A 26474-nucleotide genomic window follows, 5' to 3' on the forward strand; every position below is an offset into this window, starting at 1 on the left:
GGTCAGACGAACCTGGCGAGGTCGCGCAGGCCGGCATTGCCGGTGCGGAACTTGTCTTCCAGGCGTTTGTTGGTGCGTTCCTGCGGGGCGGCGGCTTGCCGTTGAGCAGGCAGGCGCGGAGCGGCGGCGACCTTCTTGGTCACGGCACCAGCCTTTGCCTTCAGCGCGCGATACGCGGCGGCGTCTTGCATGATCAGCACGACCTTCGGATCGGTCACGGTCGCGAAACGGTTCTTGTCGACCCCGTAATGCGTCGCGATGTCCTCGAAGATCTTCGTCAGCTTCGGCTTGTCGATGCCGTGCTGCCCGAGCACACCCCATGCGGTCGAGAACGCTTTCCGCTGGACTTCGCCCTGTTCCTGCTCGCGCTGCTGGGATGCGCGCTGGCTGGCCTGGTTGAGTTCCTGCAGGACTGCGTTGATCTGCTGGGTGCGTGCGGTTTCCGCTGCCCATTCCGACGGGTTGGTCTGCGCGAGCTGCGCCATTTCGGCAGGGGTTTTGAGCCCAGCCAGACGCGAGACGGTGTCATGCGCGAGTTGCGCCTGTTGCAGGAAGAAATTCCGGCCTTCGTCGATCTTCTGCATCGCCGTGGTCTGCACTTCGTCGCGCTGTTGCGCGAGTTCCTGCGTCTTGCGGGTGTAGTCAGAATGCCGCTGATAGCCTGAGATCAGTTCCTTTTCGTCGACCTCGATGGTCGTGTCGGCCCCGTCTTCGCCTTTGATGGGGACTTTGAATTTGAGGCCGGTCGCCGGCTTGGCGGGTGCGTCGGGATCGGCTTCGGACTCGTCGTCCTCTGCGTCATCCTCTGCCGGGTCGTCCTCTGCGGTTTCCAGGTCGGAGTTGTCGGGCTCGTCGCCCGGCTCGTCGCCGTCGATCGGTTCGATGGGAGCGTCGGCGCTGCCGTCGTCCGCTTCCAAAAACGCGATCAGGTCATCGCCTGCGTCCGGGGCGTCGAGCGCTTGTCCGTCGATTGCCATGATGCTTGCTACTTTCAATCAGCCCAACCTCTCAAACACCTGAGGCCGGGAAGGCATGTTTCACAACAGAGGCCGAGATGCGCTGGTGTTAGCGCCTACGAAATTCTACGAACGACACGCGACATCCGCGACTCTTTTCGCTCGCTGTCAATGGAGATGCGCGCATTGGCCGCCTTGCCGTTCTCGAAGATGCCGAGCAGCACGCGCTCAAAGCTGTCTGTGATGCGCGCGGCCTGCACGGAGAGCATCAGGCCCTCGGGGTCACGGATGGGGCATTCCTTGATCGCCTGTGCGCACGAAGCCTTCATGCGGGCGAGCGCTTCGACGACTGCGGGGTTCTCCAGCGCCTGCCGCGCGTAGAGGCCGAGGTCGGATTGATGTTGGTCGGAGGTCTTGTCGGTCATAGGAGTAGCAGCGCCAGGACGTCGCTTTCATCGCGCATGCGGCGCATGAGTTCAGCGGCCTCTGCTTGGGCGTTGATCTGTTGGATGCGCAGTGCGATCTGCGCGAGGAATTGCTGTGAAGGGTCGGTCGCGGCCGGCATGACAGGACGCTCGGCGAGCCAGCGGTCGACCAGCTGCGCGAACGACTGCTCGGCGGCTTCCGGTTGCTCGAGCACCAGTTCAGCGGCTTCGACCTCGATCGCCTTGGCGCGGCGCTGAGCGCGGTCGTGCGCGGGCTTGACGAAGCGGTCTGCCTTGGCGGCCAGTGCGCGCTGGAGGATGGGGATGTGGTTCGGGTCGCGACGGTAGCGCGGCGCGCCGCCAATCGTGAACTCGACGACAGGGCCAGCACCAGGGTCTGGAGTGGGTGGGACGACGCCGCCGAGGCCGGCGAAGAGCAGGAGCAACATGATCAGGCCAGCCCTGCCGCCTGAGCGTGCGCAAGGACGCGCGCCGCGGACAGCGTCGAGTTGTAGATCGCCACCTCGTCGATGGTGCCCTGCAGGTACTCGGAGAAATTGTCCTGCCCGATCCGCAGCGAGTTGTTCGACTCGGTGAACGTGGTGTTCGTGGTGCCGGTGCCGGCGGCGACGCCGTTTACGTAGAAGGTTGGCACGCCGGCCGCGCTGACCGTCACGACGACGTGATAGGTCGTGTTTTCCGAGACTGTGACGCTCGACGATCCGAGGTCGGCAATGTTGGACCGCAGCCAGTTTAGAACGCCCGTGCCGGTCCCTGTTCCCTTGATGCGCAGGTACGCGCCGCCCGCGGCCTTGCTGATCACTGCCAGGTTGTTTCCCGACGTGAGCGAGCCAGGCGTGATGCGGACGATCGCTTCGTAACTGAACGAGCTACTGTACTTGTAGGCGGTGGTCGAGACATCCACGTTGCCGGACCCGGACAACGTGATGGCCTTGTCGCCAACGTCTTGCGTCAGGGTCGCGACGCTGCGCGTCACGGTGCCGCTTGCCACGCCCGTCTCGGCCGGCACGATCGTGTTCACAAAGTTGCCCGCGGCCTCGTCCAGCCGGAAGTACGCGGCCGGCGCGTCTGTCATGACCGCATCGCGGTACGGCGTCGAGCTCGCGGCAACGAGTGGCGCCAGGCCCTTGCGCAAACGCGCGACGAACATCACCCCGGGCGCAAGCGCAGCAGCCACGGGGAAGCTCATCGGCATGGTGTCACCACTCCCGTGCCGAGAAGGCTTGCGCCGTCGTGGCGCCGATGATGCTGATCGCGGTGGTCGGGCAGCCGCCATACGGCGATTCGTAGTAGCCGCCGGCCGGTAGCTTGATGCTCGGCTGCGACTGCACCGCAGTGGCGAGGGTGTTGAACCACAGATCGCCGGCCGAATTGTTCTGGATCAGGAAGCCGCGCCGGGCCGCGTTGATCGCGAATGGCGTTTGCGCCGTGCCGCCCGCGGTGATCGTGCCGCTCTTGTCGGTGTGGGTCGCCGCTGCGACACCGGTGTTGCCGATCAGGTTGGTCCCGGCCGGCAGTGCGGTAACTGCAACCGTGCCGCTGACGGGCTGGGTCGCCGAGACCTGAATCGCCGGAATTGGCTCACTCACGTAGCTGGACGGGTTCAGGATGTACGCGGCAGTGCCTGAGGTATGCGCGGTCGCGCGAACGCGAAACCAGGCGTAATCGGAGACGTTGACTTGCCACATGTAAGCAGGGGTCGCGGCCAGCACGCCCGATGCTGTCTCGACTGTGTTGGCGTTGGAGCGCACGACCTGCACGCCGTACCACGTACCGTCGCTGCCGGTCGTGCTGTTGTTCGATGCCTCGAACGTGACGTTGTGGCCGACGAGTGCGGCCGCCACCATCGAGATGGAAAGGTTCGACAAACGCTTGACTTGGAGCGCCACCACGCCGCCATTGGTCGTGATGTTGCCCGCTGTGCTGGCGATGTCGGCTGGTGTAACTGAGACCTTCAGGCGCCCGCCGTCGTTGAACAACAGGGGATGCGCGGCAAGGTCGGCGGCGTAGGCGGTATCTGCATCGCGCCGGATGCCGCCAACTGGCAGCGGTGCCGCCGCCGACGCATCCGCAGCTACGCCGTCGGCGCCAACCGCGATTTTGATTCGCTGAAACTGCACGCCGCCAACGTCGTCGGTCGCGATGACTGCCCCGGTGCCGGGAAGGGTGACTGTGTCGCTCATGCGGCCCCCGTGATGTTGCCGGCGTCATCGCGCTGGATGGTCTGCGTCATGTTGCCCTGCTGGACGCCGACGGGCGCCCCGGTGGTCGGATCACGCACCAGGATGCGCGGCGCGGTGATGTGGCTCGTGAGGGCGGCCAGCGCATCCATGACGGGCGCGATCGGGTCTGCCTGCTCGTAGGGCATGCCGGTGACGGGATCGATGTCGATGCCGCTCGGCAAGCCTTCGGGGTGCGCGATACGGGCCGTGATCACGCGCGTGCGGTTGTCGCGGATGTTGATCTGGTCTTCCGCAGCGATGCGGGCCAGCTCGAGCTCGTGCGCGCGGGCCGCGGCGGCCTCCTCGCGTTGTGCGTCGCGCGCGTCGTTCGTGGCCTGCAGCGTCGCCTCGTTTTCCTGGCGACGCTCTTCGATGCGCTGCTGAAACGCGGTTTTCTGCGCGTCCTGCTGCATGCCGAACTCGGCTTTCTTCATGTCGGCCTGCGTCTTGAGCTGCGCGACAGCCATCGCGGTCGGGTCCGGCTGCGGCGGTGGCGGCTTCGGCAGTTGCGCCTGCGGGCCCGGGTCCTTGATGAAGTCGCCAACATTCTTGAAGCCCAGCAGCTGGATCATCTTGGCCTGCGACTTGTAGATCTGTTCGGGCGTGACGAACATCTCGCCCATCGGGCCGGTCGCCATGCCCATCTGCATCTGCGTGATCTTGGCCAGGCCCATGATCTGCTTCTCGGCGTCGCCGGTGCCCAGGCCGACGTTCGTGGTCAGCAGGTACTGGTCGGTCCACTCGTTCGGGTCGAGCTTCAGGAACTGATCGCCGAGCCGGAAGGTGATCGGGTCCATGTCGCCCGAGGTCAGCAGGCGCAGGATGCCGCGGAAGATCGGTTTCAGCACGGTCTCGGCCATCACTCGAGCGATCAGCTTGATGCGTGACTTCGCGGCGTTGTTGAGCTGGCCGGCTTCGTAGGCGGTACGGTCGGTGCGCAGCGCGTTGGGGTCGATGCCCTGCTGCATCTTGCTCACGCCGGTGCGCTTCTCGCCCATCTGGTCGAAGTACTCGAGCACGCTGAGCGCCTGGCCGCCGATGAAAGGTGTCGCGTCGGCCCCGAGTGCGCCGATCTGCTTGATGCGCACCAGGCCACCCGGGCGCCCGTCGAGCAGGTCGTCGATGTCGGCCAGCGGCGCGCCGTTGCTGTCCTGAAGCACGGTCTGGCGCGGGTTGTTCGCCAGCGTGGCGTTGTTCACCACCGCGCGCGTCATCTCGGTCTTGAGCATCTGCAGGTCGCTCATGATCTCGGCAACGCTCATCCCGTCCCATCGGTGCGGCACGAGGATCGGGGAGCCGGTGGCGATCGGCACCTCTTCGCATTCCTCGTTGCTCAGGATCTTGTCGGCCAGGCGGTAGATCTCGCGGCGCTCGGCCACGCCGTCGCCGTCGTAGTCGACCAGCACCCATTCAATGCGCAGAAAGCCGCGCGTGAGGCTCTCGTCGTCGCGGTCAACCTCGTTGCGGTTCTGCGCCGGCTCGTCGCTGATGCCGCGGCGGTCAGCGCGCATGTCATCGTCGTTCTCGCCCGGGTTCGGCTGATTGCTGGCCGCGAGATCTTCGGGTTCCAGCATCTCGCCGTCGACCTTGACCACCAGGCCCATTTCCTTCAGCTCCGACCAGGTGACCTCCATCGAGCGCGCGACATACGGGCACTCGTCGAGGATCGGGGTGGTCCAGCCGCTCTGCACCAGCAGGTCGTTGGGGTCGAAGGCCTCGACGCGGATGCGCTGGCGCTCTTCGGGCCGCGAAATGGTCGCATTGATGATGGTCTGCATCACCGGCTGCCCGTCGACGCCGATCACGGCCTGTCCGGTCGCCGGGTCGATCATGGGCTGCTGCACCTGGTTGGCCGCGACGATCTCGTCGTCGTCCTGCACCAGCATGGTCAGCATCTCAGGGCTGGCGCTCTGCACCGGAATACGGCGCAGCGTGCGAACGGTTTCCTTGCGCCAGTGCACTGCGCAGTTCTTGACCGTCAGCGCGTCCTTGAACGCGGTGTAGAGGATCAGGAAACCGTTGTTGTGTTTGTGGAAGACGTGGTTGACGGCCTGCGTCGCCTCTTCGGCGCCCTTGGCCTCGCCCTCTTCCGTGGGCTCGAACTCCACCGCGTCGGGTGTGCTCAGGAACATGTCGAGCAGGTCAGGCAGGATCCACTCGACCGTGTCCTGAACCTCGCTCGTGACGATGGACGACCAACCCTCTTCCTCGTTCCCGTAGGGAGCCCGGTAGAACTCTTTCAAGGACTGGCGCCGCTCCTGTGCAAGCGTGTTGCCCAGAAACTGCGCGCTGCTGTCTTCCTGCGTCTGCAGGAGCGACAGGAGGGTTACGTCATCCATCTTTGCCACGGCTTACTTCTTCTTCGAGGTCTTGTCGACCACCACAGCGCCCTTGGTCTCGCGCACGATCTGCACGGCCGCGCCTTCCTTCTGCTCGTCGGTCGCTTCGATGTCGCCATTGGGCTCGATGGCCTTGGCGATGCGCGCGAGGTCTTCGGCGGTCGGCTCGGGGTTCATCGGTGTTTCCACGTCGCCGGCGGTGATCACGTTGCCCGTGCCGGCCAGGATCGGCTTGTCGCTTGATGTGGTCGGGTTCGGGGTGTGCGGGTCCTTGCCCGACAGCACATCCGCGGTGAGCTGCTGCTCGGCGTCGAACTTGACCTGTTCGGGCGTGCGCGCGCTGGATGCGGCCACGATGTCGGACACGTTCTCGCCCGATTGCTTCATGCCCATCGGGACAGCCATCGGCGACATGCCGCGGGCTTCATCGGCCTGCAGCTCGCGCGGCGACTTGGCCGGGAATGGGGGCGCGCCCACCACCTGCGTGCCATCGGCATAGGTGTGGACTTCGGACTTCGCGGGCGTTTCCTGTGCGTCCTCGCCGGCGCGCGCAAGGGCCGCGAGGCCCCGTTCTGCGTCGTTCACTTGCTTTGCGGTCGGTGCGGTCATTTGCGGCTCCTTTTGGCTTTCGCCGGGGTTGTAGGCAGCCCACGAAATGCGGGTTGCGAGCAACGGACGGTGTGTCGTTGCAGATGCCGGTCAGGCAATCATTCGTTTGCGATACACGATGGGTTTGGACGGCGACGGCTTGGTGCAGGCGAAGCGTTTCATCATGTTTGCGTAGCGTGTGGCGCTCATCAGGTCGTCGTCGAGCTTCACGATCTTTCCGTCTTTGCGGTGGTACATCCGGAACTCTTCGAACCAGTCACCGAGGTGGTCGAACACCTTGAAGCGGCCGGTTTGCATGCGGTCCAGCAGATCGAGCACGCCGGCCTCGACACTGTTGCCGCCTGAGCCTTCGATCAGCTCGCCCTTGTCGTTCGGTACTGGCGGGTGCGTGGCCTTCTCGGCCAGCATGTGCAGGCCGTGGGCCGCGTACTGATCTTTCAGCGCCTTGCCACCGCCTGCCGCTGTCTCGTTCAGGCCGTCATGCGGCCAGGCCCACGGCAGCCAGTCGCCCCACGGCTTCACGGTCGCCGCGAACAGCAGCGGCGTCTGCTCGCGCTGACGGTGAGCCTTCGTCACATAGATCACGTCGGTGTCGCGGTCCCATGCCAGGTCGACAGCGGCGCTCGGGTGGTCCCATCCGAAGTCGATGCCTGCGATCCGCGCCCAGTGCGCCGGAATTTCCATCGCCGGCACCTTGATGGCCTCTTCTGCGATAGGGAAGATGCGGCCGGAGCCCAGCGTCGGCACGCCGTTCACGCGGGCCTCGCGCTCGTGCGCTGGGTAGCTGCTGATGATCGCGGCGCGCTGCTCGGGCGTGTAGTGCTCGGCGTCGTTGATCGTCATCGTGGTGACGTGCGTACCGGGCACCTTGTCGATCAGGAAGCGCTTCACCGTGCCTGTCATGCCCTTGAGCGGCGTGAAGGTGAGCGCCACGCATCCGCCAGTCGCATTGGTCCGTGTCAGCGCTTCCGTGTAGATCTCCATGTCCGGCTCTTCATCCAGCCAGACCCAATCGAGCGTGGCCGCTTGGAACTTTTCCCGGCCTTGGTCGTAGCTCTTGAAGGTGAACGAAGACTCGCCGGCCTGCAAGTCGCCGCCGCCGCCGTGCCGAACGATCAGTGTGTCGATCGCCTCGGAGACGCCCCGTTTAAGTGAGCGATCCTTGATGGCATCGCGTGGTATCGCGCCGGTGCCTATGTGATCCAACTTGCCGCACAAGATCAGTTGCATAGAGTCGCGCGTGACCTCGGTCGTCTCGCCAGCGCCCCATGAGCGCACGGCGCGGTCCCACGCCCTACCTGCCCACCAGTCCGGGTAGCGGCCGGTGAGGTGCATCGCGGTCTCGAAACCGGCGGACCATGTCTTGCCCAGCTGATTGCCGGCTTTGAGCAATCGCTCCCGGTAAGTCTTGCCAGCGGCGTGGAACTCCGCCTGCTTTGGGTACGGCCGGTACTGTCGCAGCCTGTTGCCGATAACCCTGCGATGCTGCTCCTCCAACAGGCCCAGTTCTTCGAGCTTCAGCGCTCGGATTTGGCCAGGCGCAAGCACTGCGCTCACGGTGCCGGCTCGCCGGTGGTCGGTGGTGCTTCGGCAGCCGCAAGCGTCTCGCGGATCTTCTTCGCGCGGCGGTCGATCTCTTCGTCGGTGAGATTGATGATCGTGGTGGTCTGGTCGACCTGCAGCTTCTCGCCGTACTCGCGGGGGTTGGCCATCTTGGCGCGCCAGCGGTAGTGATGAGCGAGCTCGCGAGCCTTCGACACGTCGATCGCGGTGCGTGCTTCGATGATGACTTCGCTGGCCTTCTCGTCCCATGCGCGTGCAGCGTGGATGCGGGCCTCGCGCACACGTGCGCCGCGTTCGTCGTCGAGTGCGATCCACCGCGCCATCGAACCGGGCGAGATCTTGAGCTTGCGACAGATTTCGTTCTGCGTCTCACCGCCGATCAGTCGGTCGCACAGCGCCTCGATGCCGAGCTTGTCGATCGCGGTCTCGGCTGAGAATTTGACTCCTGTCATTGCCTCAGACCTTCGCAGCCGCGGCGGCCTGCTGGGCAACAAGCCACTCGTCGACCTCGTCCAGTTGCGCCTGCAGCTTCGTCACGGTCTGGTTGCCGGCCTGAAGCGCGACCTTCACCGCGTCGCGGTCGACCTTGGCCTCCTGCAGCTTGGCGGCGATGCTGACGCGCTCACCCTGGGCGAGCTTCAAAACGATGTTGGGCATGGTGAGTTCCTTTTCGGGGGCTGCCGTGGCTTGTCCCGTGCGAAGGCCCTTCCGGCTGACGCTTGCGCGCAGGGCCACAGCGGTTCGCGCTCGCGTCTCGCGACCATCGAGTGCGGATGGTGAGATTCCTGAGCGGTTTACCCGCCGCTCTGCACGCAAGACTGGCGCATCTGTCCGGGGGTGAAAACGACAAAACCCGCCGGCTACCCGACGGGCGAATGTTTTTTTAAGTACTCGATGGCTACATGCATCCGCTGCGTGTCATCGTCGAAATAGCCGAGACCTACATTGCATCGGATGCACAACACGCCCCGGATCTTTTCGGAAGCGTGGCAGTGATCCACAGCAAGCCGATTGGACGAACCACAGATTTCGCACACTTTCCCGTGCCTGAGTTCGGCAGCCTCGGACACCGTCAACCCGTGGCCGCCGACTGAGTCGTGTCGGCCACTCTCGCCGCGATGCTCATTCACAGCAACTTGGCATTTCCAGATCCCGTGCTTGATTCGGATCTTCACCGGCCCGCAATGTGCACACACTCCGGTCTTGCTGTCCGGACATTTGCTCGTGAGCACATGTTTTCTCATTCCCAAGATACGCACTCCGAAACGACAAAAGCCCGCACGAGTAAACATGCGGGCTTGATTGGGTGAATTCGAAAAGGTGACGCGCACGGCTGTGCACGCGGACGCACTGTAGCCGAACGGGCCGCAATCTGCAACGTCATGTGACGACGCCTTCGCGCTGCAATTCCCGCAGCAACTGATTCCGCGCCTCCATCCGCAGCACCTCCAGCTCCCCCGCATCCGTCGGCAGCACCGGCGAGCGCCACACGTTCGCGCGGCTGTGCAGGTTGCGCGCCTCGAACTCGATCACCGTGCGCCAGCGCCTGGGCGTGTTCGGGATGCGGGCGATCGCGCGCTCGACGGCCAGCGTCACCAGGTCGTCGGCCCGGTCGTCCTCGGCGCCGTTCCACCAGTCCTGATGCGATGGGGTCTGGAAATCGCGGCACGTGGCGTCCGAGCCGCTGAAGCCGCGGGTGTGCTGGTAGCCGGCGCGTCGGTCGTGCCACTGCGACAGGAGGCCGTCGACCTTGTGGTCGAGGGTTGGGCGGGACAGGTTCATGGGCGGACCTCACAGACACGCAGCACGCGGCCGCCGAGTTCGAACGTATGGCCGGCCTGCACGCGGAACAGGTCGGGTGGGAGGTTGGTCTGGATCACGACCGTGTGCCAGTTGCCGCGGCCTTTCGGCTTGCAGATGAGCGTCATCACCAGTCCCCCGATGCGCCACCACCGCCGTAGTCACCGCCACCGCCAGACGAGAAGGACGGCGACGGTGCGGGCGGCTCGTAGCTCGGCGCGGGGGCCGGCGGCGCGCTGTAGCTCGGCGTGAAGTCGTAGGGTTCTGGCGCCGGGGCGGGGCTGACGTAGCTGCTGGACTCGCGGCGGCGCGCGGGCGCCTCTTCGACGGCATCACGCTCGCGCCGGCAGTGCCCGCAGCGGTCCGAGGTCAGCGCAGCTCCGCAGCCGGCGCAGGTCGTGCGCTTGGGCGAGTTGGTGCTGCCTCCGGTGCCACCACCGACCAAGCCGACGGCCGCGCCTGCAACTGCGGCCCAGCTCACAGCACAGCCCTCGCGTCACGGATGCGCGCCGCCTGCGCCTTCACCTCGTCGTGCAGCGCGCGCCAGTCGTCGCCGGCCACAGTCGACAAGGCTTTGCGGTACTCGGCCGAGAGCAAGCCATCAACGCCCGATGCGTGGAACAGCCGGCCCTGAGCGAGCGCGCGGACTGCGCAGCCTCGGCACCCGGCGTGCTGGTGCCCGGTGTCGGGGGTGTGGGCTGCGATGGCGCAGGAGGGGCACGTCATGCTGCAACCGCCTCGAATGGCTTCATCGCCACCACCTGCACCGCAACGCCGGGAATCACCGCGTAGCGCTTGCGCACGATCAGGTCGACCACCTGCACATCGTCCTTCCACGCCACGCCGTTGAGCGCATCGCAGATGGCCTTCACGATGTTGTCGATGTCAGGCTTCGTGGTCGGCGCGATGGCGCCCGCTGCCGCATCGCGCTGCTTCTTGCCCGACCAGCTGGCGGCGATCTGGCAGTCGATCCGCATCTTGAGCTCGACCGGGCCATCGAACAGCGCGCGGCCTGCCATGGCTTGCTGTGCGGCCAAAGCCACCAGGCTTTCGTAGTTCACGGTCTTGGCGGGCGTGAACATGCGGGCGTGGTTGCCAACCTTGCCGATGCGTGGCCGGCCCTTGCCGACAGCCTGGCCGGGGACGTGGAAGGTCAGGATCACGGCTTCGCCTCCAGCCCAGCCATGAACGCCACAAACTCGGGTTCGGTCATCGCACGAATGCCGGCCGCGATCACCGTGAACGACTTGCGCGCACCGCTCGGGCGCTTGAACGTTTCGCCGCCCGTGGCGATCTTGCGGTTGTTCGCGCTCGTCACGGTCCAGAAGGTTTCGCCGTTCGTGGCGCGGTGGATGGCGACTTTCATGCTGGCGTCCTCGGCTGTGGAAAATCTGTGGGTAGCGCGCGGGCGCGCGCGGGTGGGGTGTGGAGTGAGATCACGCCACCACCTCATCAAATTGCGCCTGAACCTCAACCCATCGAGGCCTCTCGTTGCTGCTTTCGAGGTACAGCTGGCTGGCCTTGTCGAACCAGAAGGCAAACTTCCCTTCGAACTCAAAGTGGCGCTGCTTCGCGACCCGCACGATGGCGTCGGGCCGGGCCAGGAGCTTCTTGCGCTCGTTTTCGTCGACGTCTTCTGGCGCTTTGCGGGACATCTCGTCCATGAGCTCGTGCTTGCGCTGGTCCTTCCAGACGATCACGAGGTTGTCGACCAGGTCGGTGATCTCGCCAGCGCCCTTCACGTCGAATTTGTCGGCCGGCTTGTGCTCGGTCTCGCCTTTTCGCATGTGCACCACGAGGTGGATGTGCAGCCCGGTGTCGCGCGCGATCGAGCAGAGCCCGTCGACGAAATCCTTCTGGCCGGTGTAGTCGTCGGTGCCCATGCCGCACTTCATGAGGCTGTCGATCACGAGGTGCTCGATGCCCAATTCCTTGCGCACGTAGGTCGCGATGGCGTGCATGCGAGACGGTGCGACTTTGCCGACGTGGTCGTAGACCCACAGCCGGCCATCGGTCCAGGTGTGAAAGCCGCGGATGTAGGGCGCGGCAGGCACGGCAACCGCGGCAGCCTGCCGGCTCATCTTCGCCATGCTGGCCGCCGGTGGCATCTCCAGCGATGCAAGACAGACCTTCCCGCCGCCGTGCATCACGTTCAGCATCGCGTTGCTCAGGAATGTGGTCTTGCCGTGACCGTTGACGCCGGCCCACAACGTGACCTCGCCGGGACGAAGATCGAAGAAGCCGGCCATCTTGTTGAAGCCGAGCGATTCCCAACTCGTCGCGCTGGTTTTGCCGTGGAAGCGATCGATCACCGCATCGCACCATGCGCTGGCTGGTTTGATCTTGGCCGGATCGATCGCGAGCTGGTCGTTCTTGAAATACTGGTCGAAGTCGAAACTGTCGGGAATGAGTTCCATGGTCAGGCTGCTTTCGGTTGGGCTCGGCGAAGCGCACGACTGACCTCGAAGCCGAGGCGAGTGCCGGCCAGGTTCAGCGTGCAGAAAATGAAATCGTGGTCGGGCTCGATGCCGTGCTCGGGGTAGCCCGGCTCGTGGATGCCGCTGCCGCAGTCGACGTCGTGCACGAAGCCTTTCGGGTCGACGAAACGCACGAACAGCGCCGCGGGCTTGACGGCGACGATGTCGTAGGCGACCTGAACCAACCGTTCGATCGGCACGCTGTCGTCAGCCCAGATCCAGACCGCGAGGTTCGCCAGCATTCGCCAGTTCATGCGTTCGATGGGCATGTGCGGCGCCACCGTCAGCACATGCCCGACGAAGCAGAGTTCGTCGCGGGCGGCCACGTCCAGATTCACGTTCACGGCGCTGGCCGGCATCAGCCCTTTGCGGCGTTGCTCGAGCAGCGCGCGGCCGTTGGTCGGGAACCAGTCGCGCTTCATCGGGCGCCTCGATAGGGGTCATCGGTGAGCGAACCACGAGCCTCGGCAGGCTTCAGCCATTCGGCCTGCAGCCCCTGCGACCCACGGGCGCACCAGATCGCCAAAAATCGTTCGAGGCTCAGGCCAGCTTTCTCCGCTTCGGCCCGCACTTCCGCGATCACCGTCGGCGAGACAGTCGCTCGCTTCGTCTTCCGCAACTGCAGCCAGTCCGCCCAGGTTTGCTCGCCGACATCGTCCGGGCGAGGCGGCGCGACAGCGCGTTTCTCTTTCTCCGAAGATGAAGAAGAAGAAGAAGAAGAAGGGCGGGGGTTTTGGGGGGGTTCCTGCGGGGGTTCCGAGGGGGGTTATCACCCGGGGTTTTCTCGCCCTTCGGTCGACCGCCTTTACCCCCGTGTTCAGCCCCCATCGCGCCGAACTCTTTGCCTTTGATTCCGTGCTGCCGGCCGATCTCTGCCCGGGTTTCGCGGACCTTTTCATCGCGCACCATGCGGCGCGAGTAGATCGATCCGTCCTCTGCAACTGACGAAACGCCGGCGTCCTGAAGTTCGGCCAGGTAGCCGCTGCACTCCTTCGCTGACATCCCCACCAGGCGGCCGATCTGCGCGGCGTTCATCGGCTTGCCGTTGACCGTCATGTGTCCGTATGGATCGCACTCGTGCGCGATGCAGAGGATGTTTATCCACAAGCCCTGCGCAGCGACGCTGCACGACTGCAGCGCGGCGTCTTTGCGCCAATCGGCCGGGTAGAACTGGAACGAGGGACGCTTCACGATGCGACCGCCTCCGCCGCAGCCTTCGCCTGCGCGCCCTGCTCCACAAAGAAGCACCCCTCCCCCGCCGCCAGCTCATAGCGATACGGCCGGGTATCCCGCAACTGCACCACGCGGCCGACACTCATGTCGTACTGCAGCAGCGCCGGCACGACTTTGCGATTGATGCCTGTTGCGATCGCCAACTCGGCGGTCGTCGCGGGCCCGGCTACCATCGCGCGGCGCAGCTTCTGCGTATCGCTGACCTCGGTGCGCTTGTCACCACGACGCGGCACAGCACGCCCGTAGGCGCCGCCATGCGGCACGTTGGCGATCTGCGCATCGGCACGCTTCGATATGCCGTGGATCGTGCCGTTGTTGACGCCTGCGGCCAGTTCCGCCGACACCTTCGCCGAACTGCTCGTGCTCAGCTTCTTCGATTTGTGGACGTCCGACCAGTCGATCTGTGCCGGGGTCTCGCGCCAGTCGAACACCGGATGCAGGGCGCGGAATGGGTTCGCGCTCATGACGTGATCCCCCGCAGCGCTTCCGTCAGCACGCGCTTGTCGTGGCGCAGCTGGTGGATCTGTTCCTGAGCCATGCGCAGCGCCATTTCGATCTGCGTCTCGCGCTTGCGCAGGCTGTCCAGGTCATAGCCGCGCTGGTGCACCATCCACAGCAGCGGGGCCTCATTGCCGGCCAGGTCCATGAACAGGTTCAGCTTGTCGTGCGGGAAGTTGTGCTGCCCCGCGTTCATGATCCGCGACCACTGCGCGGAGTCTTTCACGATGCCGGTGGCACCGATGAAATGCTTGTCGTCGTGGCCGCTCAGCGACTGGCAAAGCGCGAGGGCCTTGCTCATCGTGGGCTGCTTGGCGATCAAGGTCGGATCAATCATCAGCATGTCGGGCCGAAGCCCCAGTTCGTGTTGCATCAATCAGCGCTCCGCAAATTTCTTGACCGGTTCTGTCTCGTCGGTTTGGGTAAAAAAAGCTCAATCGGGGCATGTTCAAAACCGCCCACACCCTTGCCGTCGAGTGGCTCGCAGCCCTGCGCAGTGAAGAGCGCAGCGATGAAGCCGACAGCGCACGGGCCGACCAGCACCAGGTGCTCGGTGATGACGGCTGCCGTGGCGGCGTAAGCCCATCCGACTGCACAGACCATCGCAATGGCTCGAATGGGTGCCCGACCCGCGCTGTGCTCTCTTTTCCTTCCCAAAAAATGGGTGGACACAGCGGGGCCGGACGTAAAGGGGCTCACGGGTCAGGCCGCGGGCTGGGTGGAATCGGCGTAGATCTGGTCGAACGTGACGACCTGCTCGCGCTCGGCCGCGAACGCGATGAGCGCCTTGGCGGCTTGCGGAGGCACGGTCTGCCCTTTTTCGTAGAAGGACACGTTGCTCTGCGAGCAGTTCATGCCCTGCGCCAATTCGGCCTGTGTGACACCGAGTCGCTCGCGGATTGCTTTGATGGGGTTCATGAGTCGATATTAGTCGGACTGTTTTATGAAGTCAACAGTCGGACTGTTTGCGACACATGAGCCGCGCTAATAGCCTCCAGCCATGCCCGCAAAAAAACTGACCGCCGAGCAGCAGGCGGATGCCGATCGCCTCAAAGCACTCTTCAAGGCTTGGCAGCGCCAACGTGCAGACCGCGGTGAGGCTTGGTCGCAGGACTACGCAGGCGATCAGCTGGTCTTCGGACAAAGCGCCCTCAACCAGTACCTGAACGGGAAGATCCCACTGAACCCAGAGGCCGCGGCAAAGTTCGCTGGCTTGATCGGGTGCCACGTCGCCGACTTCAGCGAGACGATCGACGAAGAAATTCGCGGGTTTGCTCAGCAGGTCGACCGCCTGAAGCCCTCTCCCCTGCAGCAGATCCCGCGCGTGCGCGCCGCGCAATGGCCGTTCACCCGGCTGGACGAACAGCGGATGCGCTCACTCGATGATGAAAGCGCGCTTAGGCTCGAGACGGCAATTCTCTTGGCTGCGGCCCAGCTCAAGATCAACATCGAGCGGGCCCCTCTCGGAAAGCGCAGGTCCGCTTGAACGCCCCCGCTCTAATCTACGTGCTGAAAAAACAAACACCGGCGCATATTTGCGACGCTATAGGGTGGGTCCGTGGCGTCTGCGTGAAAAACTGCACGTACTGGTGCGCCAGAGTCAGCGAACATTCAGCCTGGGGAGCATTGCCCGACAACTGCGGGCACGCGCGAGAGCGCTGAAGGACCAAAAAGTGAAAAAAAACCTGTTGCTGATCGCCGCCGCGGCCCTGCTCAGTGGATGCGTGACGCCCGGCCCATTTGCGCGCCAGTCGGCCGGTGACGTCGTTGCTTCCGATCCGACGTCCAGCTGCATGGCGCGGCTGAATGGCGACCCTTTCATCGTTGGCCGATTGGGCGAAAAGATGGGCATCGGACGACAGGGCGCACCCACCGTTGAAATGCTGGCGGATCGCACCTACCCCAACGCAACAGAAAAGCAGGCCCTGGGCGCCTACGCGAATGCGCGTGAGAGCTGCATTGCGTCGGGCAGCGACTATCGCCGCCAGAACATGACGCAGCAGATCGCGCAGACGATGGAACAGGGCGGCGCGAGCATGTCGATCCTCGTGGGCAAGCTGTACGCAGGCGACCTTACATACGGCGAGTACAACGCGCGCCGAGTCGAGATCGGAAGCGCTGCTCGGGCGCGAATGTCGGATGTCGAGCAGCAGCAGCGACAAGCATCGGCACAAGAGCAGGCGAACCGTAGTGCGGCATTTGGCCAGGCGCTTCAGAACGCGCAGACGCAGCAGCTGATCCAGCAGCAACGGCGCGCGACTACGACGAACTGCAGCCGCTTCGGCAATCAGCTGAACTGCACCACGTATTAGCGCATCGCTCGCGGCATTCGCGCATCGCTACCGACCCACTGCCCGCCGCGCGCGGGCTTTTTCTTTTCCGACTGTGAAATCTTTATAAGCCCGACTGTTGACATCAACAAACAGTAGGACTAATATTCATCCATCGACACCAACCGATGGAGCCCACAGATGTTCGCCCCCAACCTCGCCGAACTGAACTGCTTCAAGCAGGCCACGGCCAATCTGAACAGCCGTGGGAACCAAGCTCGCGCTGTACTCGCTGAGCTGGACCGCGCACCAGCCTGCCCACGCGGCATGTTCACTTTCGAGTGGCACACCGACATCGACGAGCCGGTCGTCTGCCACCTCGAGTACGAAGCGGCCGAAGAGGCTCAGCCCTACGGCGATGCGCCCTACCCCGGCTGCCCTGAAAGCATCTGCCTGGGCGCTGCTTACCTCAAGGGCGTCGACATCCTGCCGCTGCTGTCGGAAGAGCAGGTCACGCGCATCGAAACGGCGGCGCTTGAAGAGCGGAGTGAGGCATGAGCGCGATCCCCATCCCCCTCGCCAATCTGCTCGAGGCGCAGGCCCTGCTGCTGGAAGCCAGCAACGCACAACCGATCGATTTCGCCGCCTACGAAGGCTCGCTGACCCAGCGGCTCGCAAAGGCAAGTGGCGCGCTGAGCTTCTACACGGCGTGCGCATTGCAAGGGATCACCGTCCCAGTGCAGGAAGCGACGTCATGAACGACTTCCTCACCACCCCACTCACGTTCACCCGCGACCAGCGCACCAGCCGGCAAGTCTGCCGCGACGCCTGCGCGATCGAAGGCTTCAAGCGCCGCGCGCCACTGCACGAACGGATTCTGGTCCGCGTGCCTCGTGCTGGTGATCGCCCTCCCCATTTTCTGCCGCTTCAACTGAGGTTCACATGAACGCCCAAGACACCGCATTCCACTCGCCCATCAATTTGGACGACGCACGCCACTCCCGCCGAGTGCGCGCCGGCCGAGTTGCTCCCGACTTCACTTTCGCTGAGCCGGTCAAGAAGGCGCGACCGATCACGATGCCGGAGACGGCCGACCAGATCACCGAACGCCTCATGCAAAGCCTGCGTGCAACTGAGCCCGTGGCTTCGACTTGGCAGCGCGTCGCGATCTGGGTTGGCGTGCCGGTGGCGTGCTTCGGTGTGGCTGCACTGGTGTTCATGCTGTGAACGCGATCACAGCACCTGAGCTGCTGTCGACCGGCCTGCGCTTCGATCTCGACATCGATGCGTATCACGGCGGGCCCGGCATCAGCAAGACCGGCCTGGACGACATCGCGCGTAGCCCAGCGATCTACCACGCGCTGCACTTGGACCCGGCGCGGCCGGCGCGCGAAACGAAGTCGGGCCAGCTTGAAGGGTCACTCGCGCACTGCGCCGTGCTCGAACCAGCAGCTTTCGCCGATCGCTACATCGTGGGCCCGGCCCTGAACCGCAACACGAAGGCGTGGAAAGAGTTCGTCGAAGCGAATCCGTCGCACATCGCAATCCAGCCCGACCAGTACGACCAGGCGATGCGGCAGGCGGACAGCGTGCGCAAGCTGCCTGAGGTGCGCCAAGCGCTCGACCGCGGCCACGCAGAAGCCTCTGCCTTCTGGATCGACGAAGCGACCGGCGAGCTGTGTCGCTGCCGGCCTGACTGGACGCATACCGCCAGCGAGTCGGGCGTGATCCTGTGCGACCTCAAGACCTGCGGCGACGCCAGTCCGGCCGAGTTTGCGCGCCAGATTGCCCGCAAGCGCTACCAGGTGCAGGACGCCTTCTACAGCGACGGCTACGCGGCCGCATCCGGCTCCGAGGTGCTCGCGTTCGTCTTCATCGCGGTGGAGTCCACGTGGCCCTACGCGTCTTGCGCGCTGATGTTGGACGACGCCAGCCGCGCGGTCGGCCGCGCCGCGTACCGCCGGAACCTGACCACCTACGCCGAGTGCCGGCGCACCGACACGTGGCCCGGCTATTCGTCGGCGATCGAACTCGTTTCCCTGCCCGCTTGGGCGCTCAACCAAGAAAAGGAATAGCCGCATGGCCTCCACCAGCATGACCGACATCGCCGCGGGCAAGAAGCCGCAAAACCCTGTCGCCGCTTTCTCCGGGTTCCTCGACAAGCTCAAGCCGCAGCTGGCGATGGCGCTGCCGAAGCACATGAACGCCGACCGCATGGCGCGGCTCGCGCTCACCGCATTCAGCACCACGCCGGCGCTGCAGCAGTGCACGCCGCAGAGCATCGCCGGCTGCATCATGACCGCGGCGCAGCTGGGCCTTGAGCCCGGCATCGGCGGCCAGGGCTACCTGATCCCCTACAAGAACACTTGCACCTTCGTGCCGGGTTGGAAGGGTCTCGTCGACCTCGTGTCGCGCAGCGGCCGCGCCACGGTCTGGACTGGTGTGGTGTTCGAGGGCGACGAGTTCGAATACCAGCTCGGCGATGCGCCCTTCTGCCGCCACAAGCCCGCCGACGGCGAGGGCAAGTTCTCGCACATCTATGCGATCGGCCGCGTGAAGGATGCGCAGATGCCGGTGATCGAGGTCTGGTCGCGCGGCAAGGTAGAGAAGCACCTGAAGCAGTTCAACAAGGTCGGCGATCGCCACTACGCGAAGGCGAGCGAGTCGAACTTCGAGATGTACGCCCGCAAGGTGGCGCTGCTGCAGGTGCTGAAGTACATGCCGGCCAGCATCGAGCTTTCGAACGCGATGACTGTCTCGCACGCATCGGAAGAAGGCCGCGGCACCGTGATCGAAGGCGACTTCGTGACCGTCTCCGATCCCATCGACCGCGAGACCGGCGAGGTGGCCGCCCCCGCCGCACCGCCGGCCGCCGCTGATGTGACGCAGACCGGCCCGACTTACGCCCAGCTGGTCGACCGCCTCAAGGCCAGCAAGAACCGCGACGAATCCGACCTCGTGATCGACGCCGCGCGCCACCTCCCGAAAGACCAGTTCGACGAGCTCGTGAAGCTGGCCGAGGACGCCACCTGATTCGGCCACCGCGGCGGGGCCGTTGTCCGCCGCACTTTCCTCAACTCTCAGAAAGCACTCATGAAAAAGCACCTTTTTGCCTTGGCCATCCTGGCCGCATCGGGCATCGCATCCGCACAGAGCTACCACGCCATCAACCAGGGCAGCATCAGCAACACGGTGCACGCCGTGGCCGCGGTCAATGGCGCCGGCAGCAGCTACAGCGTCGCCAAGGGTGACGCGTCCAGCATCGCGCACGCCACCGTGAGCACGCTGGGCCTGCCGGGCTACAGCGGCCAGCAGCAAGCCCTGACCGGCAACACATCGACCAGCGTCACCGGCGTGGCCTACAACACCGTGACCGGTGCCGGCGTCGGCAGCGCGTCCTCGATCGGCAACGCGGCGGCCCACGTCGACGGCTGGACCAGCTTCAACACCCCGCACCAGGCGCTCGCCATGAACGGCGACGCGACCAGCACCAGCGGCGGCGCGGTCATCGCAGGCACGGCGCAGGACGGTTTTTTCGGCGGCTCTGCGACGGCCGGCTTTGCGGTGAATGGCTACGTCGGCTCGACGGGCATCCCAGGCGGTTCGCAGATCGTGGGCGGCGTGTTCGATTCCAAGTACGCCACCGCTGACGTGGGCGCTGGCGCCGTGACCTTCCCAGGTGGCGCACCAGCTGGCCAGACCGCAGCAGTGCGCGGCGCGACCGCTGACGGCATCGCACACGCCGCGGGCAGCTTCAGCGACCCGGCCGGCCAGTAAACGAAAGAACGGGCGGCCCTGCGTCAACAGAACCGCCCGCCTTTGCCTCTCAACTTTTCACGAGCACTCACCCATGAAAACCGCAATCGTAATCCTATCGGCCTTCCTGGCAATCCCTGCGATCTCGCAGACCCTCGGCAACACGAACGGCCTTCGCCAAGACGCGGCGGCCAATGCCGTGATCTCGCCCGGCGCGCTGACTGTGAACACCCTGCCGAACTCGCCGATCACCGCGGCCACGCTCGACAACAACATCCACACGAACCAGGCGATGAGCGCCGCTCCCGCGTTCGGCGTGCAGGGCTACGGCTGCGCGAAGCCGGGCTCTGGCGCCACGCTGCAGGTCGCTGGTGTCGGCGGTGCTGTCGCGCTCGCTGGCGACATGGACCCAGGCTGCGAAGCCCCGCGCGACATCAACACGATGGCGATGGTGCCCGGCCAGTTCACCGACGAAGACAAGGCGCGCCGCGCGTGCGCAGTGCCGGCCATTGCAAAGGCATCGCCCGCCAAGTGCCAGCGCCTGCTCGAGTCGGCGCGGATCGCCGAAGGCTTCACCGTCGCGCCCACCGCAGCGCGCTCGCCCATGCCGTGGCAGGCCGGCGGCTGAAAGGCCCTTCAAATGACCCCCACCATCCCCTCCGAGCCGCAAAAAGAAGAAGGCATTGGCACTGCGCCGAGCTATTTCATCGCGAGCCTCAAGCACACCAGCAAGGGCCACGAACACATCACCTTTTGGGCGTCGAACCACCGAGGCTATGCGTTGGCCTTGCCGCGTTTTGGTCGCTACTGCTTCGGTGAGGCAGTGAGCCTCAATGACGGGCTGGACTGCATTGCCGTGCCAGCAGAAGCGATCGAGCCGCTGCTGTCGCCTGAGCCTCATTTCCGCAACGGCTTTGGTGTGGCGGCTCGCTTTTACGACACCCCGGGGCCGGTGATCGACAACACGCGAGCGAACTGGAATCGCCTGATTGCAGCCTCTCTCCCTCGATCCATGCCTGTCAAACCTAAGCCAGAGGTGTTTCGGAAGACTCGCCGCAGTTTTGCACTTGAAGCAGGGAGCACCCAATGAACACATCGCCGGTCAAAGACAGCCTGCCTGAGTTGCCGAAGCCGGACATTTGTGTCGATACGTTCGGCGATGTCACCGCCACAGACAGGCGCTACTTCGTTCGCGGCGACTTCTTTTCCGCCGACCAGATGCGCGAATACGGCCGACTGTGCGCCCTCTCCCTGCACCCAGCACCATCAGCAGCGGAACCGGGGGAGCCGACGTATGCCGAATGTTTTGTGTGCGGCCGATTAATGGATGGCTTGAGCGAAGACGACTGCCACTGCTTTCATCGCAAAGAGATTGCCGCCGCCCCGAGCACTGCGCAAGGGCTGAGTGATGCGGACTCCCGTGCTTTTACCCAGATGGTTAAAGGCGCCATCGAGATGGGTTGGATTAGTGACGACGAAGGCAAGACGTTTCGGGCCATCCTCGCAGCCACCAAGGAGACGAAATGAGCGGCACCCCCACCCTCCCGAATGCCGTTGAAGCCCTCGCGCATCGGATTGCATGGCGCTACAAGAAAAGCAGCGACCCGCACCACAGCGACACCTACACGTTCAACAAGGACACGCTGCTGCAATTCGCCGCCGCCCTCGCATCCGGGGCGACACAGCCGAGCAACGGCACGTTGATCTATGGCGCGCTGACCGACAAGGCACGGGCACGCACCTCGCGCGAGAACATAGACGACGTGCTCGATGCACTCGCAGCCCTCGCCACTCCACCCACAGGGGAGCCGCAATGATGAAGAACGGTGAGAATCAAGCGGTGAAGCACATCAAGACTCTGCGGCTGCGGGTAAAGGATAAGCATGCCGCGCTGCTCGGCAGGATGGCGCGCGAAGTTAACCAGGTCTGGAACTTCGCAGCTGAGACGGGTTTGAAGGCTCTCTGTGACCGCAACCAATGGTTGGGCGGGTACGACCTCCAGAAGCTCACGTCGGGGTTCAGTAAGTGCGATGGCGTGCATGTGGGCAGCGGCACGGTGGACATCGTGTGCGCTGAGTACGCCACCCGCCGAAGGAAATTCAAGAAGCGGCGGCTCAACTGGCGAGTCTCAAACCGCAAATCGCCGAAATACTCTCTCGGTTGGGTGCCATTCAGGGGCGCACAGGTCAAATACAAGGCCGGCCAAATACAGTTCGGCGGCGTCATGTTCAACCTTTGGGACAGCTACGGCCTGGGTAACTACGAACTGCGTGCGGGCTCTTTCTCTGAGGACTCGCGAGGCCGCTGGTACTTCAATGTTGCCGTCGAAGTGGATGTGATTGCATCGCCCGGAACGGCTGCTGTTGGCATCGATCTTGGATTGAAAACGGCCATCACTACATCGACGGGCGCAACGTTCGTCGGCCGTCTGTACCGCGCCTCGGAAGCAAAGCTGGCGGTTGCGCAGCGTGCCAACAAGAAGCGCCAAGTCAAAACGATCCACGCCAAGATCAAGAACCAGCGCAAGGACGGGCTGCACAAGTTCAGTACTGCGCTGGTGAAAGAAAACGCCGCCATTTTCGTGGGCGACGTGAGCAGCGCAAAGCTGGTCAAAACCAAGATGGCGAAGTCCACGCACGACGCGGGATGGGCCATGGTCAAGATGATGCTGGAGTACAAAGCCATTCAGGCGGGCGTCATCTTCAAGGAAGTGAACGAAGCGTATTCAACCCAAGCGTGTTCTCAGTGCGGAAGCATTGAGGGCCGGCAGGCTTAAGCGGGCTTGGCGTAAGGCGATGGCGTTGTTCGTGCGGGGTCGATCACGACCGCGATACGAATGCCGCGAAAAATATCGCCCGTGTGGGATTGCACACGCTAGAAGTAGGAGCCCCAGCATGAGCGCGGAATCGCAAGATCTCCAGCGCTTTGGCGAGGGGAGCAATCAAGCTACTGCTGCGCCTACCGAGAGCGAGTCGGGCAGATGCAAGCATGGCGTTTGGCTAACGACATCGGTTTGCGTGGATTGCGCCCTTGCCTCCCTTCCCCCGCATCCCACAGGGACTAAGCCATGAGCCTCATTGAAAGCATCCGACGCGCGAATTCCGAGTATCGGTATTGGCTCTATCGCCGAAGCATTGGGTCGCCAGTTTCTGCGAGGGGCACCGCTCGCCAATGGTGGCTGCGCCTCAAGTTTGAACTTCGCAACAAGGCCAAGCCATGACCGCCAACACCCCAGAGACAATGGACGAACGGGCTGCGTTCGAGGCTTGGTGGAATGGCAAGCCTGCCCGGAATTCGATTGGCGGCTATATCGACCCTGTAGCCAATCTCGCATGGGCCGCTTGGCAGGCTGCCCGCGCCAACCTCCCTCCACCCCAAGGGGATGCAGATAAGGTGGATGCAGAGCGCTGGCGCTATGCCATCAAGGACGATGGCACCGGGCGCATGAACTGGCGGGCGGTCTACGAGGCATGGGATGGCGATGGCTACTTCGTTGACGCTCTCGACGCTGCTCGGCTGACACTAGGAGGACAGAAGCCGTGACCGCGATTCTCAACCCCGAAGAGCTGCTCAGCCTGACGGGCTACAACAGGCCCACCGAACAACTGCGCGAACTGTTGCGCCAGGGCTTCTACCGGGCACGCCGCTCTCCGTCTGACGGGTCCGTGATCTTGGAGCGCCCGCACTACGACGCCGTCTGCGCAGGCGCCAGCAAGCCCGCCAACGAGCCCCGCGTTCGCCCGCCACGTCTGAGGGCCACATGAGACGCACCCTGCCCCCTCGGGTCTACCTCAAGGACGGCTCCTACTGGCATGTCGCCTCGCTTGGCACAAAGCGGATCTGGACGAAGCTGTGCCGGGAGCGGGAGGGGCTGCCGGCCATGTACACGGCGCTGGCGGCACTGACCGCAGACAAGGCGCTGGACGACATGATGCCGAAGCTGTGCGCCGACTGGATGCTCGAGGTGGCGGTGAGCCACAGCGCCAAGACGCAGACCGACGACAGGTTCCGCAACCGCGAAATCTCCGAGGCGTTCGCCGAGTTCCGCGCGAACCAGGTGAAGCCGCCCGATGTGGTCGATTTCCTCAAACGGTTCAAAACGACGCCACGGACGTTCAACGCCTACCGGGCAGCCGTGCGCGAGCTGATGCGGTACGCCGAGGAAAAGGGGTTCCGGGAGCCCGGATCGAATCCGACCGCCAGCATCAAGACGATGAAGACGCCCGCGCGCAGCCGGTACATCACGGACAGCGAGCTGCGGCGGATCAAGGTCGCGGCCATGTACGGCAAGGACGGGAAGCTGACCCGCTCCGGCCCGGTGATCTGCGCCTTGATCGATCTCGCCTACCTGACTGGCCAGCGTATCGGCGACCTGCTGACGCTCGAATGGTCAGCCATCGGCACAGAGGGAATCGACTTCACGCCGAAGAAGGTTCAGCACAGCACAAAAGCGCGCGTGCTCATCGAGTGGTCTCCGAAGCTGCGGGCCGTGATCGACAGGCTGAAGGCCATGAAGAAGCGGAACATCAAGTTCGTCATCACGACGCAGGAAGGCCAGCCGTACAAGTACCACGGAGCGGGCATTGCCTGGACCCGTGCGCTGGAGCGGGCGGGCATTGACTGCCACTTCCACGATTTGCGGGCCAAGGCGCTCACGGATAAGGACCGGGCTGAAGGAATGGGGTCAGCCCGAACGATGGGCGGGCACGCCACCGAGGCGCAGACCTCCGCGTATGTGCGGCACAAGACGGCGAAAAAGACGGGCGCCACCCGGTGAACTACCGTTCGTCGGATTGATTGAAGTAGTACAAAAAACAGCTTGCGCTCTTTGTTTTCGGTATTACAATAAACACATACCAACCGAAAGCAGACCATGACCATCGACAAGCTCACCATCAAGTTCCTCGGCAAGCGCGAAACGGTTTACCGCATCTTGGACGAAGCAGGCGAAGTGCTCCGCGTGTTTGCAGAGAAGGAAGAGGCGGAAGCCTTTTTGGCCGCATGACCTCGGATGAAATCCTTGTGGCGATCTCGAGCATATGGGATCGCGCGCAGGCTCGGATGGATGCCGGCCGACCTACGCTGCGACACATCCTGCTCGCCTACTCAATGGCGCCGGGAGACAGCGAGATTGCCCCGAGAGCTTGGCTGACGGAGTTTGAGGCTGACAGGCTGCATGAGTTGGGGTTGATGGTTGGGCCGGTCATCCGAGCGGAAGCGGCAGAGCGCATTCAAGCAAAGCGCGGTGCTCGCGCAAAATCGCTGGATGCGACCCATGAATGACCGAGGCCAGGGGCGAAAGCCCAACGCACCCGAAGACCAGACAAAGCCGCGCTCTGTGCGCCTGAATGATGTTCGGTGGGAGAAGCTCAAGCGGTTGGGATCGGACTGGCTCGCGGCGCAGATCGACAAGGCAAAAGAGTCCACGAAATCCCTCTAACTCATCTCTCCCGCACGTAGGAGAAAGAGCGGGCAAAGCGCCAATGAGTTGTAGAGGAAAACGGCCTAAGTGCTTGCCAGGATTGATTTGTATGGCTGCCTTCTAAGCAGGTTGTCGGGGGTTCGATCCCCTCCGGACAGGCCAATCCCTTGAGTCCTTGAGCGTCACTTAAAGAAACTGGGTGGTGTCAACACTCAGGTTCGATAGACTCCGCCCGACGTAGCCTCCCTTGCTATGCAGAAGGCTGGAACATGCGATTTGAAGTGATCAAGGACTCCGAGACGTGCTGGCGCTGGAATCTGGTCGATGGCACTGAAATCGTGGCAACGAGCGTGGCCGAATACGAGACCAACGTCGCGTTGCTTCGTGCGATCGACGATTTCAAACGCGGACTGAAGGACGCCACCGGCCCTGAAAACGAGTGATGTTTCGAGGATCCGTGCAGGAGCGGGCGGTGCGACCGGCGAACACGAGGCCACTCTGCGGATAGAAACTCTATCCTTGTGGATTTTGCACACTCATTGACAATTCCAAAAAGAGCCCTGCACCTCCACTGGCACCGCCAGCGATCCGCCGGATCTCATGCGCTCGGAAGGAATCGCCTTGCAAAATCTGCCAGCGAAGCCTGATGCAAAGTGCACAGTTTGTACCGCCCGGGAGGTGCGATGCGATTCGTAGTATTAAAAACCGTTGACGGCTTGTGGCACTGGGAGCTACGGGAAACCGATGGTGTCGTCGTCGCAAAATCCAGTGTTCAGTATCCCGACCGGGCCGCGGTTGTCTCTGCGTTACTCAAAGTGCAGAGCACCGCACCGAAATCGCTGGTGTTCGACCTGCTCGGAAACCTCGTCTGAGCCAACGGTCG

44 protein-coding genes and 1 pseudogene are annotated in these 26474 nt (G+C 63.9%); 22 read left to right on the forward strand and 23 right to left on the reverse strand.

What is annotated here, in order from left to right; translation table 11 throughout:
* Nucleotides 1–2: 2 nt before the first annotated feature.
* From AX767_RS00320 to AX767_RS00430, 23 genes are all read right to left on the reverse strand, one after another.
* Nucleotides 3–977, reverse strand: coding sequence for a hypothetical protein (locus AX767_RS00320; protein WP_068627848.1), 975 nt, complete (start codon nucleotides 975–977; stop codon nucleotides 3–5).
* 95 nt (nucleotides 978–1072) lie between these two features.
* Complete coding sequence (locus AX767_RS00325; protein WP_068627849.1) at nucleotides 1073–1381, reverse strand: hypothetical protein; 309 nt, start codon at nucleotides 1379–1381, stop codon at nucleotides 1073–1075.
* Nucleotides 1378–1830: a hypothetical protein gene (locus AX767_RS00330; RefSeq protein WP_068627850.1), complete on the reverse strand. Its 453-nt coding sequence runs from the start codon at nucleotides 1828–1830 to the stop codon at nucleotides 1378–1380. The genes AX767_RS00325 and AX767_RS00330 overlap by 4 nt, the downstream gene beginning before the upstream one ends.
* Before the next feature lie 2 nt (nucleotides 1831–1832).
* Complete coding sequence (locus tag AX767_RS00335; protein WP_068627851.1) at nucleotides 1833–2597, reverse strand: LamG domain-containing protein; 765 nt, start codon at nucleotides 2595–2597, stop codon at nucleotides 1833–1835.
* A 4-nt stretch (nucleotides 2598–2601) separates the two neighbouring features.
* The gene (locus AX767_RS00340) at nucleotides 2602–3585 is read right to left on the reverse strand and encodes a hypothetical protein (RefSeq protein WP_068627852.1); all 984 of its coding nucleotides are present in this window, start codon (nucleotides 3583–3585) and stop codon (nucleotides 2602–2604) included.
* A complete protein-coding gene (locus tag AX767_RS00345) occupies nucleotides 3582–5963 on the reverse strand; it encodes a portal protein (protein ID WP_068627853.1) in 2382 nt (793 codons plus the stop codon). Before AX767_RS00345 ends, AX767_RS00340 begins: the two co-directional genes overlap by 4 nt.
* A 12-nt stretch (nucleotides 5964–5975) precedes the next feature.
* A complete protein-coding gene (locus AX767_RS00350) occupies nucleotides 5976–6572 on the reverse strand; it encodes a hypothetical protein (RefSeq protein ID WP_156480906.1) in 597 nt (198 codons plus the stop codon).
* Between the two features lie 90 nt (nucleotides 6573–6662).
* A complete protein-coding gene (locus AX767_RS00355; RefSeq protein ID WP_068627855.1) occupies nucleotides 6663–8129 on the reverse strand; it encodes a terminase large subunit domain-containing protein in 1467 nt (488 codons plus the stop codon).
* Entirely contained in the window at nucleotides 8126–8587 is a 462-nt protein-coding gene (locus AX767_RS21625) for a hypothetical protein (protein ID WP_068627856.1), read from the reverse strand. Before AX767_RS21625 ends, AX767_RS00355 begins: the two co-directional genes overlap by 4 nt.
* Before the next feature lie 4 nt (nucleotides 8588–8591).
* Nucleotides 8592–8792, reverse strand: coding sequence for a hypothetical protein (locus AX767_RS00365; protein WP_068627857.1), 201 nt, complete (start codon nucleotides 8790–8792; stop codon nucleotides 8592–8594).
* A gap of 203 nt (nucleotides 8793–8995) precedes the next feature.
* Nucleotides 8996–9598 (reverse strand): endonuclease domain-containing protein, encoded by a 603-nt coding sequence (locus AX767_RS22185; RefSeq protein WP_082754696.1) that lies wholly within the window; start codon nucleotides 9596–9598, stop codon nucleotides 8996–8998.
* Nucleotides 9516–9917: a hypothetical protein gene (locus AX767_RS00375; protein WP_068627859.1), complete on the reverse strand. Its 402-nt coding sequence runs from the start codon at nucleotides 9915–9917 to the stop codon at nucleotides 9516–9518. Before AX767_RS00375 ends, AX767_RS22185 begins: the two co-directional genes overlap by 83 nt.
* The gene (locus tag AX767_RS21140) at nucleotides 9914–10063 is read right to left on the reverse strand and encodes a hypothetical protein (protein ID WP_156480907.1); all 150 of its coding nucleotides are present in this window, start codon (nucleotides 10061–10063) and stop codon (nucleotides 9914–9916) included. The genes AX767_RS00375 and AX767_RS21140 overlap by 4 nt, the downstream gene beginning before the upstream one ends.
* Nucleotides 10063–10416 (reverse strand): hypothetical protein, encoded by a 354-nt coding sequence (locus tag AX767_RS00380; RefSeq protein ID WP_068627860.1) that lies wholly within the window; start codon nucleotides 10414–10416, stop codon nucleotides 10063–10065. Before AX767_RS00380 ends, AX767_RS21140 begins: the two co-directional genes overlap by 1 nt.
* Complete coding sequence (locus AX767_RS00385) at nucleotides 10413–10661, reverse strand: hypothetical protein (RefSeq protein ID WP_068627861.1); 249 nt, start codon at nucleotides 10659–10661, stop codon at nucleotides 10413–10415. The genes AX767_RS00380 and AX767_RS00385 overlap by 4 nt, the downstream gene beginning before the upstream one ends.
* On the reverse strand, nucleotides 10658–11098 hold the full coding sequence (locus AX767_RS00390) for a RusA family crossover junction endodeoxyribonuclease (RefSeq protein ID WP_335338840.1): 441 nt from the start codon (nucleotides 11096–11098) through the stop codon (nucleotides 10658–10660). Before AX767_RS00390 ends, AX767_RS00385 begins: the two co-directional genes overlap by 4 nt.
* Nucleotides 11095–11301, reverse strand: coding sequence for a hypothetical protein (locus AX767_RS00395; protein ID WP_068627862.1), 207 nt, complete (start codon nucleotides 11299–11301; stop codon nucleotides 11095–11097). The genes AX767_RS00390 and AX767_RS00395 overlap by 4 nt, the downstream gene beginning before the upstream one ends.
* A gap of 70 nt (nucleotides 11302–11371) precedes the next feature.
* The gene (locus AX767_RS00400; protein ID WP_068627863.1) at nucleotides 11372–12352 is read right to left on the reverse strand and encodes an AAA family ATPase; all 981 of its coding nucleotides are present in this window, start codon (nucleotides 12350–12352) and stop codon (nucleotides 11372–11374) included.
* A 2-nt stretch (nucleotides 12353–12354) separates the two neighbouring features.
* Nucleotides 12355–12834 carry a hypothetical protein gene (locus AX767_RS00405; protein ID WP_068627864.1) on the reverse strand — a complete coding sequence of 160 codons (480 nt, stop codon included), beginning with the start codon at nucleotides 12832–12834 and terminating at the stop codon, nucleotides 12355–12357.
* Between the two features lie 157 nt (nucleotides 12835–12991).
* The gene (locus AX767_RS21145; RefSeq protein ID WP_156480908.1) at nucleotides 12992–13603 is read right to left on the reverse strand and encodes a hypothetical protein; all 612 of its coding nucleotides are present in this window, start codon (nucleotides 13601–13603) and stop codon (nucleotides 12992–12994) included.
* Nucleotides 13600–14109 (reverse strand): hypothetical protein, encoded by a 510-nt coding sequence (locus AX767_RS00415; RefSeq protein WP_068627866.1) that lies wholly within the window; start codon nucleotides 14107–14109, stop codon nucleotides 13600–13602. The genes AX767_RS21145 and AX767_RS00415 overlap by 4 nt, the downstream gene beginning before the upstream one ends.
* Nucleotides 14106–14516, reverse strand: a complete 411-nt coding sequence (locus tag AX767_RS00420) for a hypothetical protein (protein WP_068627867.1) — start codon at nucleotides 14514–14516, stop codon at nucleotides 14106–14108. The genes AX767_RS00415 and AX767_RS00420 overlap by 4 nt, the downstream gene beginning before the upstream one ends.
* Before the next feature lie 329 nt (nucleotides 14517–14845).
* On the reverse strand, nucleotides 14846–15061 hold the full coding sequence (locus AX767_RS00430) for a helix-turn-helix domain-containing protein (RefSeq protein ID WP_068627869.1): 216 nt from the start codon (nucleotides 15059–15061) through the stop codon (nucleotides 14846–14848).
* Nucleotides 15062–15143: 82 nt separating this feature from the next.
* On the opposite strand from AX767_RS00430, the gene AX767_RS00435 reads away from it, so the two are divergent.
* The 22 genes and pseudogenes from AX767_RS00435 to AX767_RS22195 all read left to right on the forward strand — a co-directional run bounded on the left by AX767_RS00435 (nucleotide 15144) and on the right by AX767_RS22195 (nucleotide 26463).
* Complete coding sequence (locus AX767_RS00435) at nucleotides 15144–15629, forward strand: helix-turn-helix domain-containing protein (RefSeq protein ID WP_068627870.1); 486 nt, start codon at nucleotides 15144–15146, stop codon at nucleotides 15627–15629.
* Between the two features lie 187 nt (nucleotides 15630–15816).
* Nucleotides 15817–16455, forward strand: a complete 639-nt coding sequence (locus tag AX767_RS00440) for a hypothetical protein (protein ID WP_068627871.1) — start codon at nucleotides 15817–15819, stop codon at nucleotides 16453–16455.
* A gap of 159 nt (nucleotides 16456–16614) precedes the next feature.
* Entirely contained in the window at nucleotides 16615–16971 is a 357-nt protein-coding gene (locus tag AX767_RS00445) for a hypothetical protein (protein ID WP_068627872.1), read from the forward strand.
* Nucleotides 16968–17171, forward strand: a complete 204-nt coding sequence (locus AX767_RS00450) for a hypothetical protein (RefSeq protein WP_068627873.1) — start codon at nucleotides 16968–16970, stop codon at nucleotides 17169–17171. Before AX767_RS00445 ends, AX767_RS00450 begins: the two co-directional genes overlap by 4 nt.
* Nucleotides 17168–17359, forward strand: a complete 192-nt coding sequence (locus AX767_RS21150) for a hypothetical protein (RefSeq protein ID WP_156480909.1) — start codon at nucleotides 17168–17170, stop codon at nucleotides 17357–17359. Before AX767_RS00450 ends, AX767_RS21150 begins: the two co-directional genes overlap by 4 nt.
* Nucleotides 17356–17640 carry a hypothetical protein gene (locus AX767_RS00455; protein ID WP_068627874.1) on the forward strand — a complete coding sequence of 95 codons (285 nt, stop codon included), beginning with the start codon at nucleotides 17356–17358 and terminating at the stop codon, nucleotides 17638–17640. The genes AX767_RS21150 and AX767_RS00455 overlap by 4 nt, the downstream gene beginning before the upstream one ends.
* Complete coding sequence (locus AX767_RS00460) at nucleotides 17637–18488, forward strand: PD-(D/E)XK nuclease-like domain-containing protein (protein ID WP_082754697.1); 852 nt, start codon at nucleotides 17637–17639, stop codon at nucleotides 18486–18488. Before AX767_RS00455 ends, AX767_RS00460 begins: the two co-directional genes overlap by 4 nt.
* A 4-nt stretch (nucleotides 18489–18492) precedes the next feature.
* Nucleotides 18493–19446 carry a recombinase RecT gene (locus tag AX767_RS00465; RefSeq protein ID WP_068627875.1) on the forward strand — a complete coding sequence of 318 codons (954 nt, stop codon included), beginning with the start codon at nucleotides 18493–18495 and terminating at the stop codon, nucleotides 19444–19446.
* Nucleotides 19447–19506: 60 nt separating this feature from the next.
* Nucleotides 19507–20190: a hypothetical protein gene (locus tag AX767_RS00470; RefSeq protein WP_068627876.1), complete on the forward strand. Its 684-nt coding sequence runs from the start codon at nucleotides 19507–19509 to the stop codon at nucleotides 20188–20190.
* 73 nt (nucleotides 20191–20263) lie between these two features.
* Entirely contained in the window at nucleotides 20264–20797 is a 534-nt protein-coding gene (locus tag AX767_RS00475) for a hypothetical protein (protein ID WP_068627877.1), read from the forward strand.
* 12 nt (nucleotides 20798–20809) lie between these two features.
* Nucleotides 20810–21259 (forward strand): hypothetical protein, encoded by a 450-nt coding sequence (locus tag AX767_RS00480; protein ID WP_068627878.1) that lies wholly within the window; start codon nucleotides 20810–20812, stop codon nucleotides 21257–21259.
* Nucleotides 21256–21696 (forward strand): hypothetical protein, encoded by a 441-nt coding sequence (locus AX767_RS00485; RefSeq protein ID WP_068627879.1) that lies wholly within the window; start codon nucleotides 21256–21258, stop codon nucleotides 21694–21696. Before AX767_RS00480 ends, AX767_RS00485 begins: the two co-directional genes overlap by 4 nt.
* Entirely contained in the window at nucleotides 21693–21986 is a 294-nt protein-coding gene (locus AX767_RS00490; protein ID WP_068627880.1) for a hypothetical protein, read from the forward strand. Before AX767_RS00485 ends, AX767_RS00490 begins: the two co-directional genes overlap by 4 nt.
* A complete protein-coding gene (locus tag AX767_RS00495; RefSeq protein WP_210392528.1) occupies nucleotides 21983–22945 on the forward strand; it encodes an RNA-guided endonuclease InsQ/TnpB family protein in 963 nt (320 codons plus the stop codon). The genes AX767_RS00490 and AX767_RS00495 overlap by 4 nt, the downstream gene beginning before the upstream one ends.
* A 41-nt stretch (nucleotides 22946–22986) precedes the next feature.
* Nucleotides 22987–23067: pseudogene (locus AX767_RS22190) on the forward strand (hypothetical protein); the annotation flags it as partial.
* 318 nt (nucleotides 23068–23385) lie between these two features.
* Nucleotides 23386–23712, forward strand: coding sequence for a hypothetical protein (locus tag AX767_RS00500; RefSeq protein WP_068627881.1), 327 nt, complete (start codon nucleotides 23386–23388; stop codon nucleotides 23710–23712).
* Nucleotides 23709–23933 (forward strand): hypothetical protein, encoded by a 225-nt coding sequence (locus AX767_RS00505; protein ID WP_068627882.1) that lies wholly within the window; start codon nucleotides 23709–23711, stop codon nucleotides 23931–23933. The genes AX767_RS00500 and AX767_RS00505 overlap by 4 nt, the downstream gene beginning before the upstream one ends.
* Complete coding sequence (locus AX767_RS00510) at nucleotides 23930–24946, forward strand: tyrosine-type recombinase/integrase (protein WP_068627883.1); 1017 nt, start codon at nucleotides 23930–23932, stop codon at nucleotides 24944–24946. Before AX767_RS00505 ends, AX767_RS00510 begins: the two co-directional genes overlap by 4 nt.
* A gap of 96 nt (nucleotides 24947–25042) precedes the next feature.
* The gene (locus AX767_RS22045) at nucleotides 25043–25174 is read left to right on the forward strand and encodes a hypothetical protein (protein WP_257721703.1); all 132 of its coding nucleotides are present in this window, start codon (nucleotides 25043–25045) and stop codon (nucleotides 25172–25174) included.
* Nucleotides 25171–25452: a hypothetical protein gene (locus AX767_RS00515; protein WP_068627884.1), complete on the forward strand. Its 282-nt coding sequence runs from the start codon at nucleotides 25171–25173 to the stop codon at nucleotides 25450–25452. Before AX767_RS22045 ends, AX767_RS00515 begins: the two co-directional genes overlap by 4 nt.
* A gap of 408 nt (nucleotides 25453–25860) precedes the next feature.
* Nucleotides 25861–26034 (forward strand): DUF1508 domain-containing protein, encoded by a 174-nt coding sequence (locus AX767_RS21155; RefSeq protein WP_156480910.1) that lies wholly within the window; start codon nucleotides 25861–25863, stop codon nucleotides 26032–26034.
* Nucleotides 26035–26274: 240 nt separating this feature from the next.
* Nucleotides 26275–26463 (forward strand): DUF1508 domain-containing protein, encoded by a 189-nt coding sequence (locus tag AX767_RS22195; RefSeq protein ID WP_082754709.1) that lies wholly within the window; start codon nucleotides 26275–26277, stop codon nucleotides 26461–26463.
* Nucleotides 26464–26474: the final 11 nt, after the last annotated feature.

It is taken from the genome of Variovorax sp. PAMC 28711, from assembly GCF_001577265.1.
In the GTDB taxonomy this organism is placed as follows: domain Bacteria; phylum Pseudomonadota; class Gammaproteobacteria; order Burkholderiales; family Burkholderiaceae_C; genus Variovorax.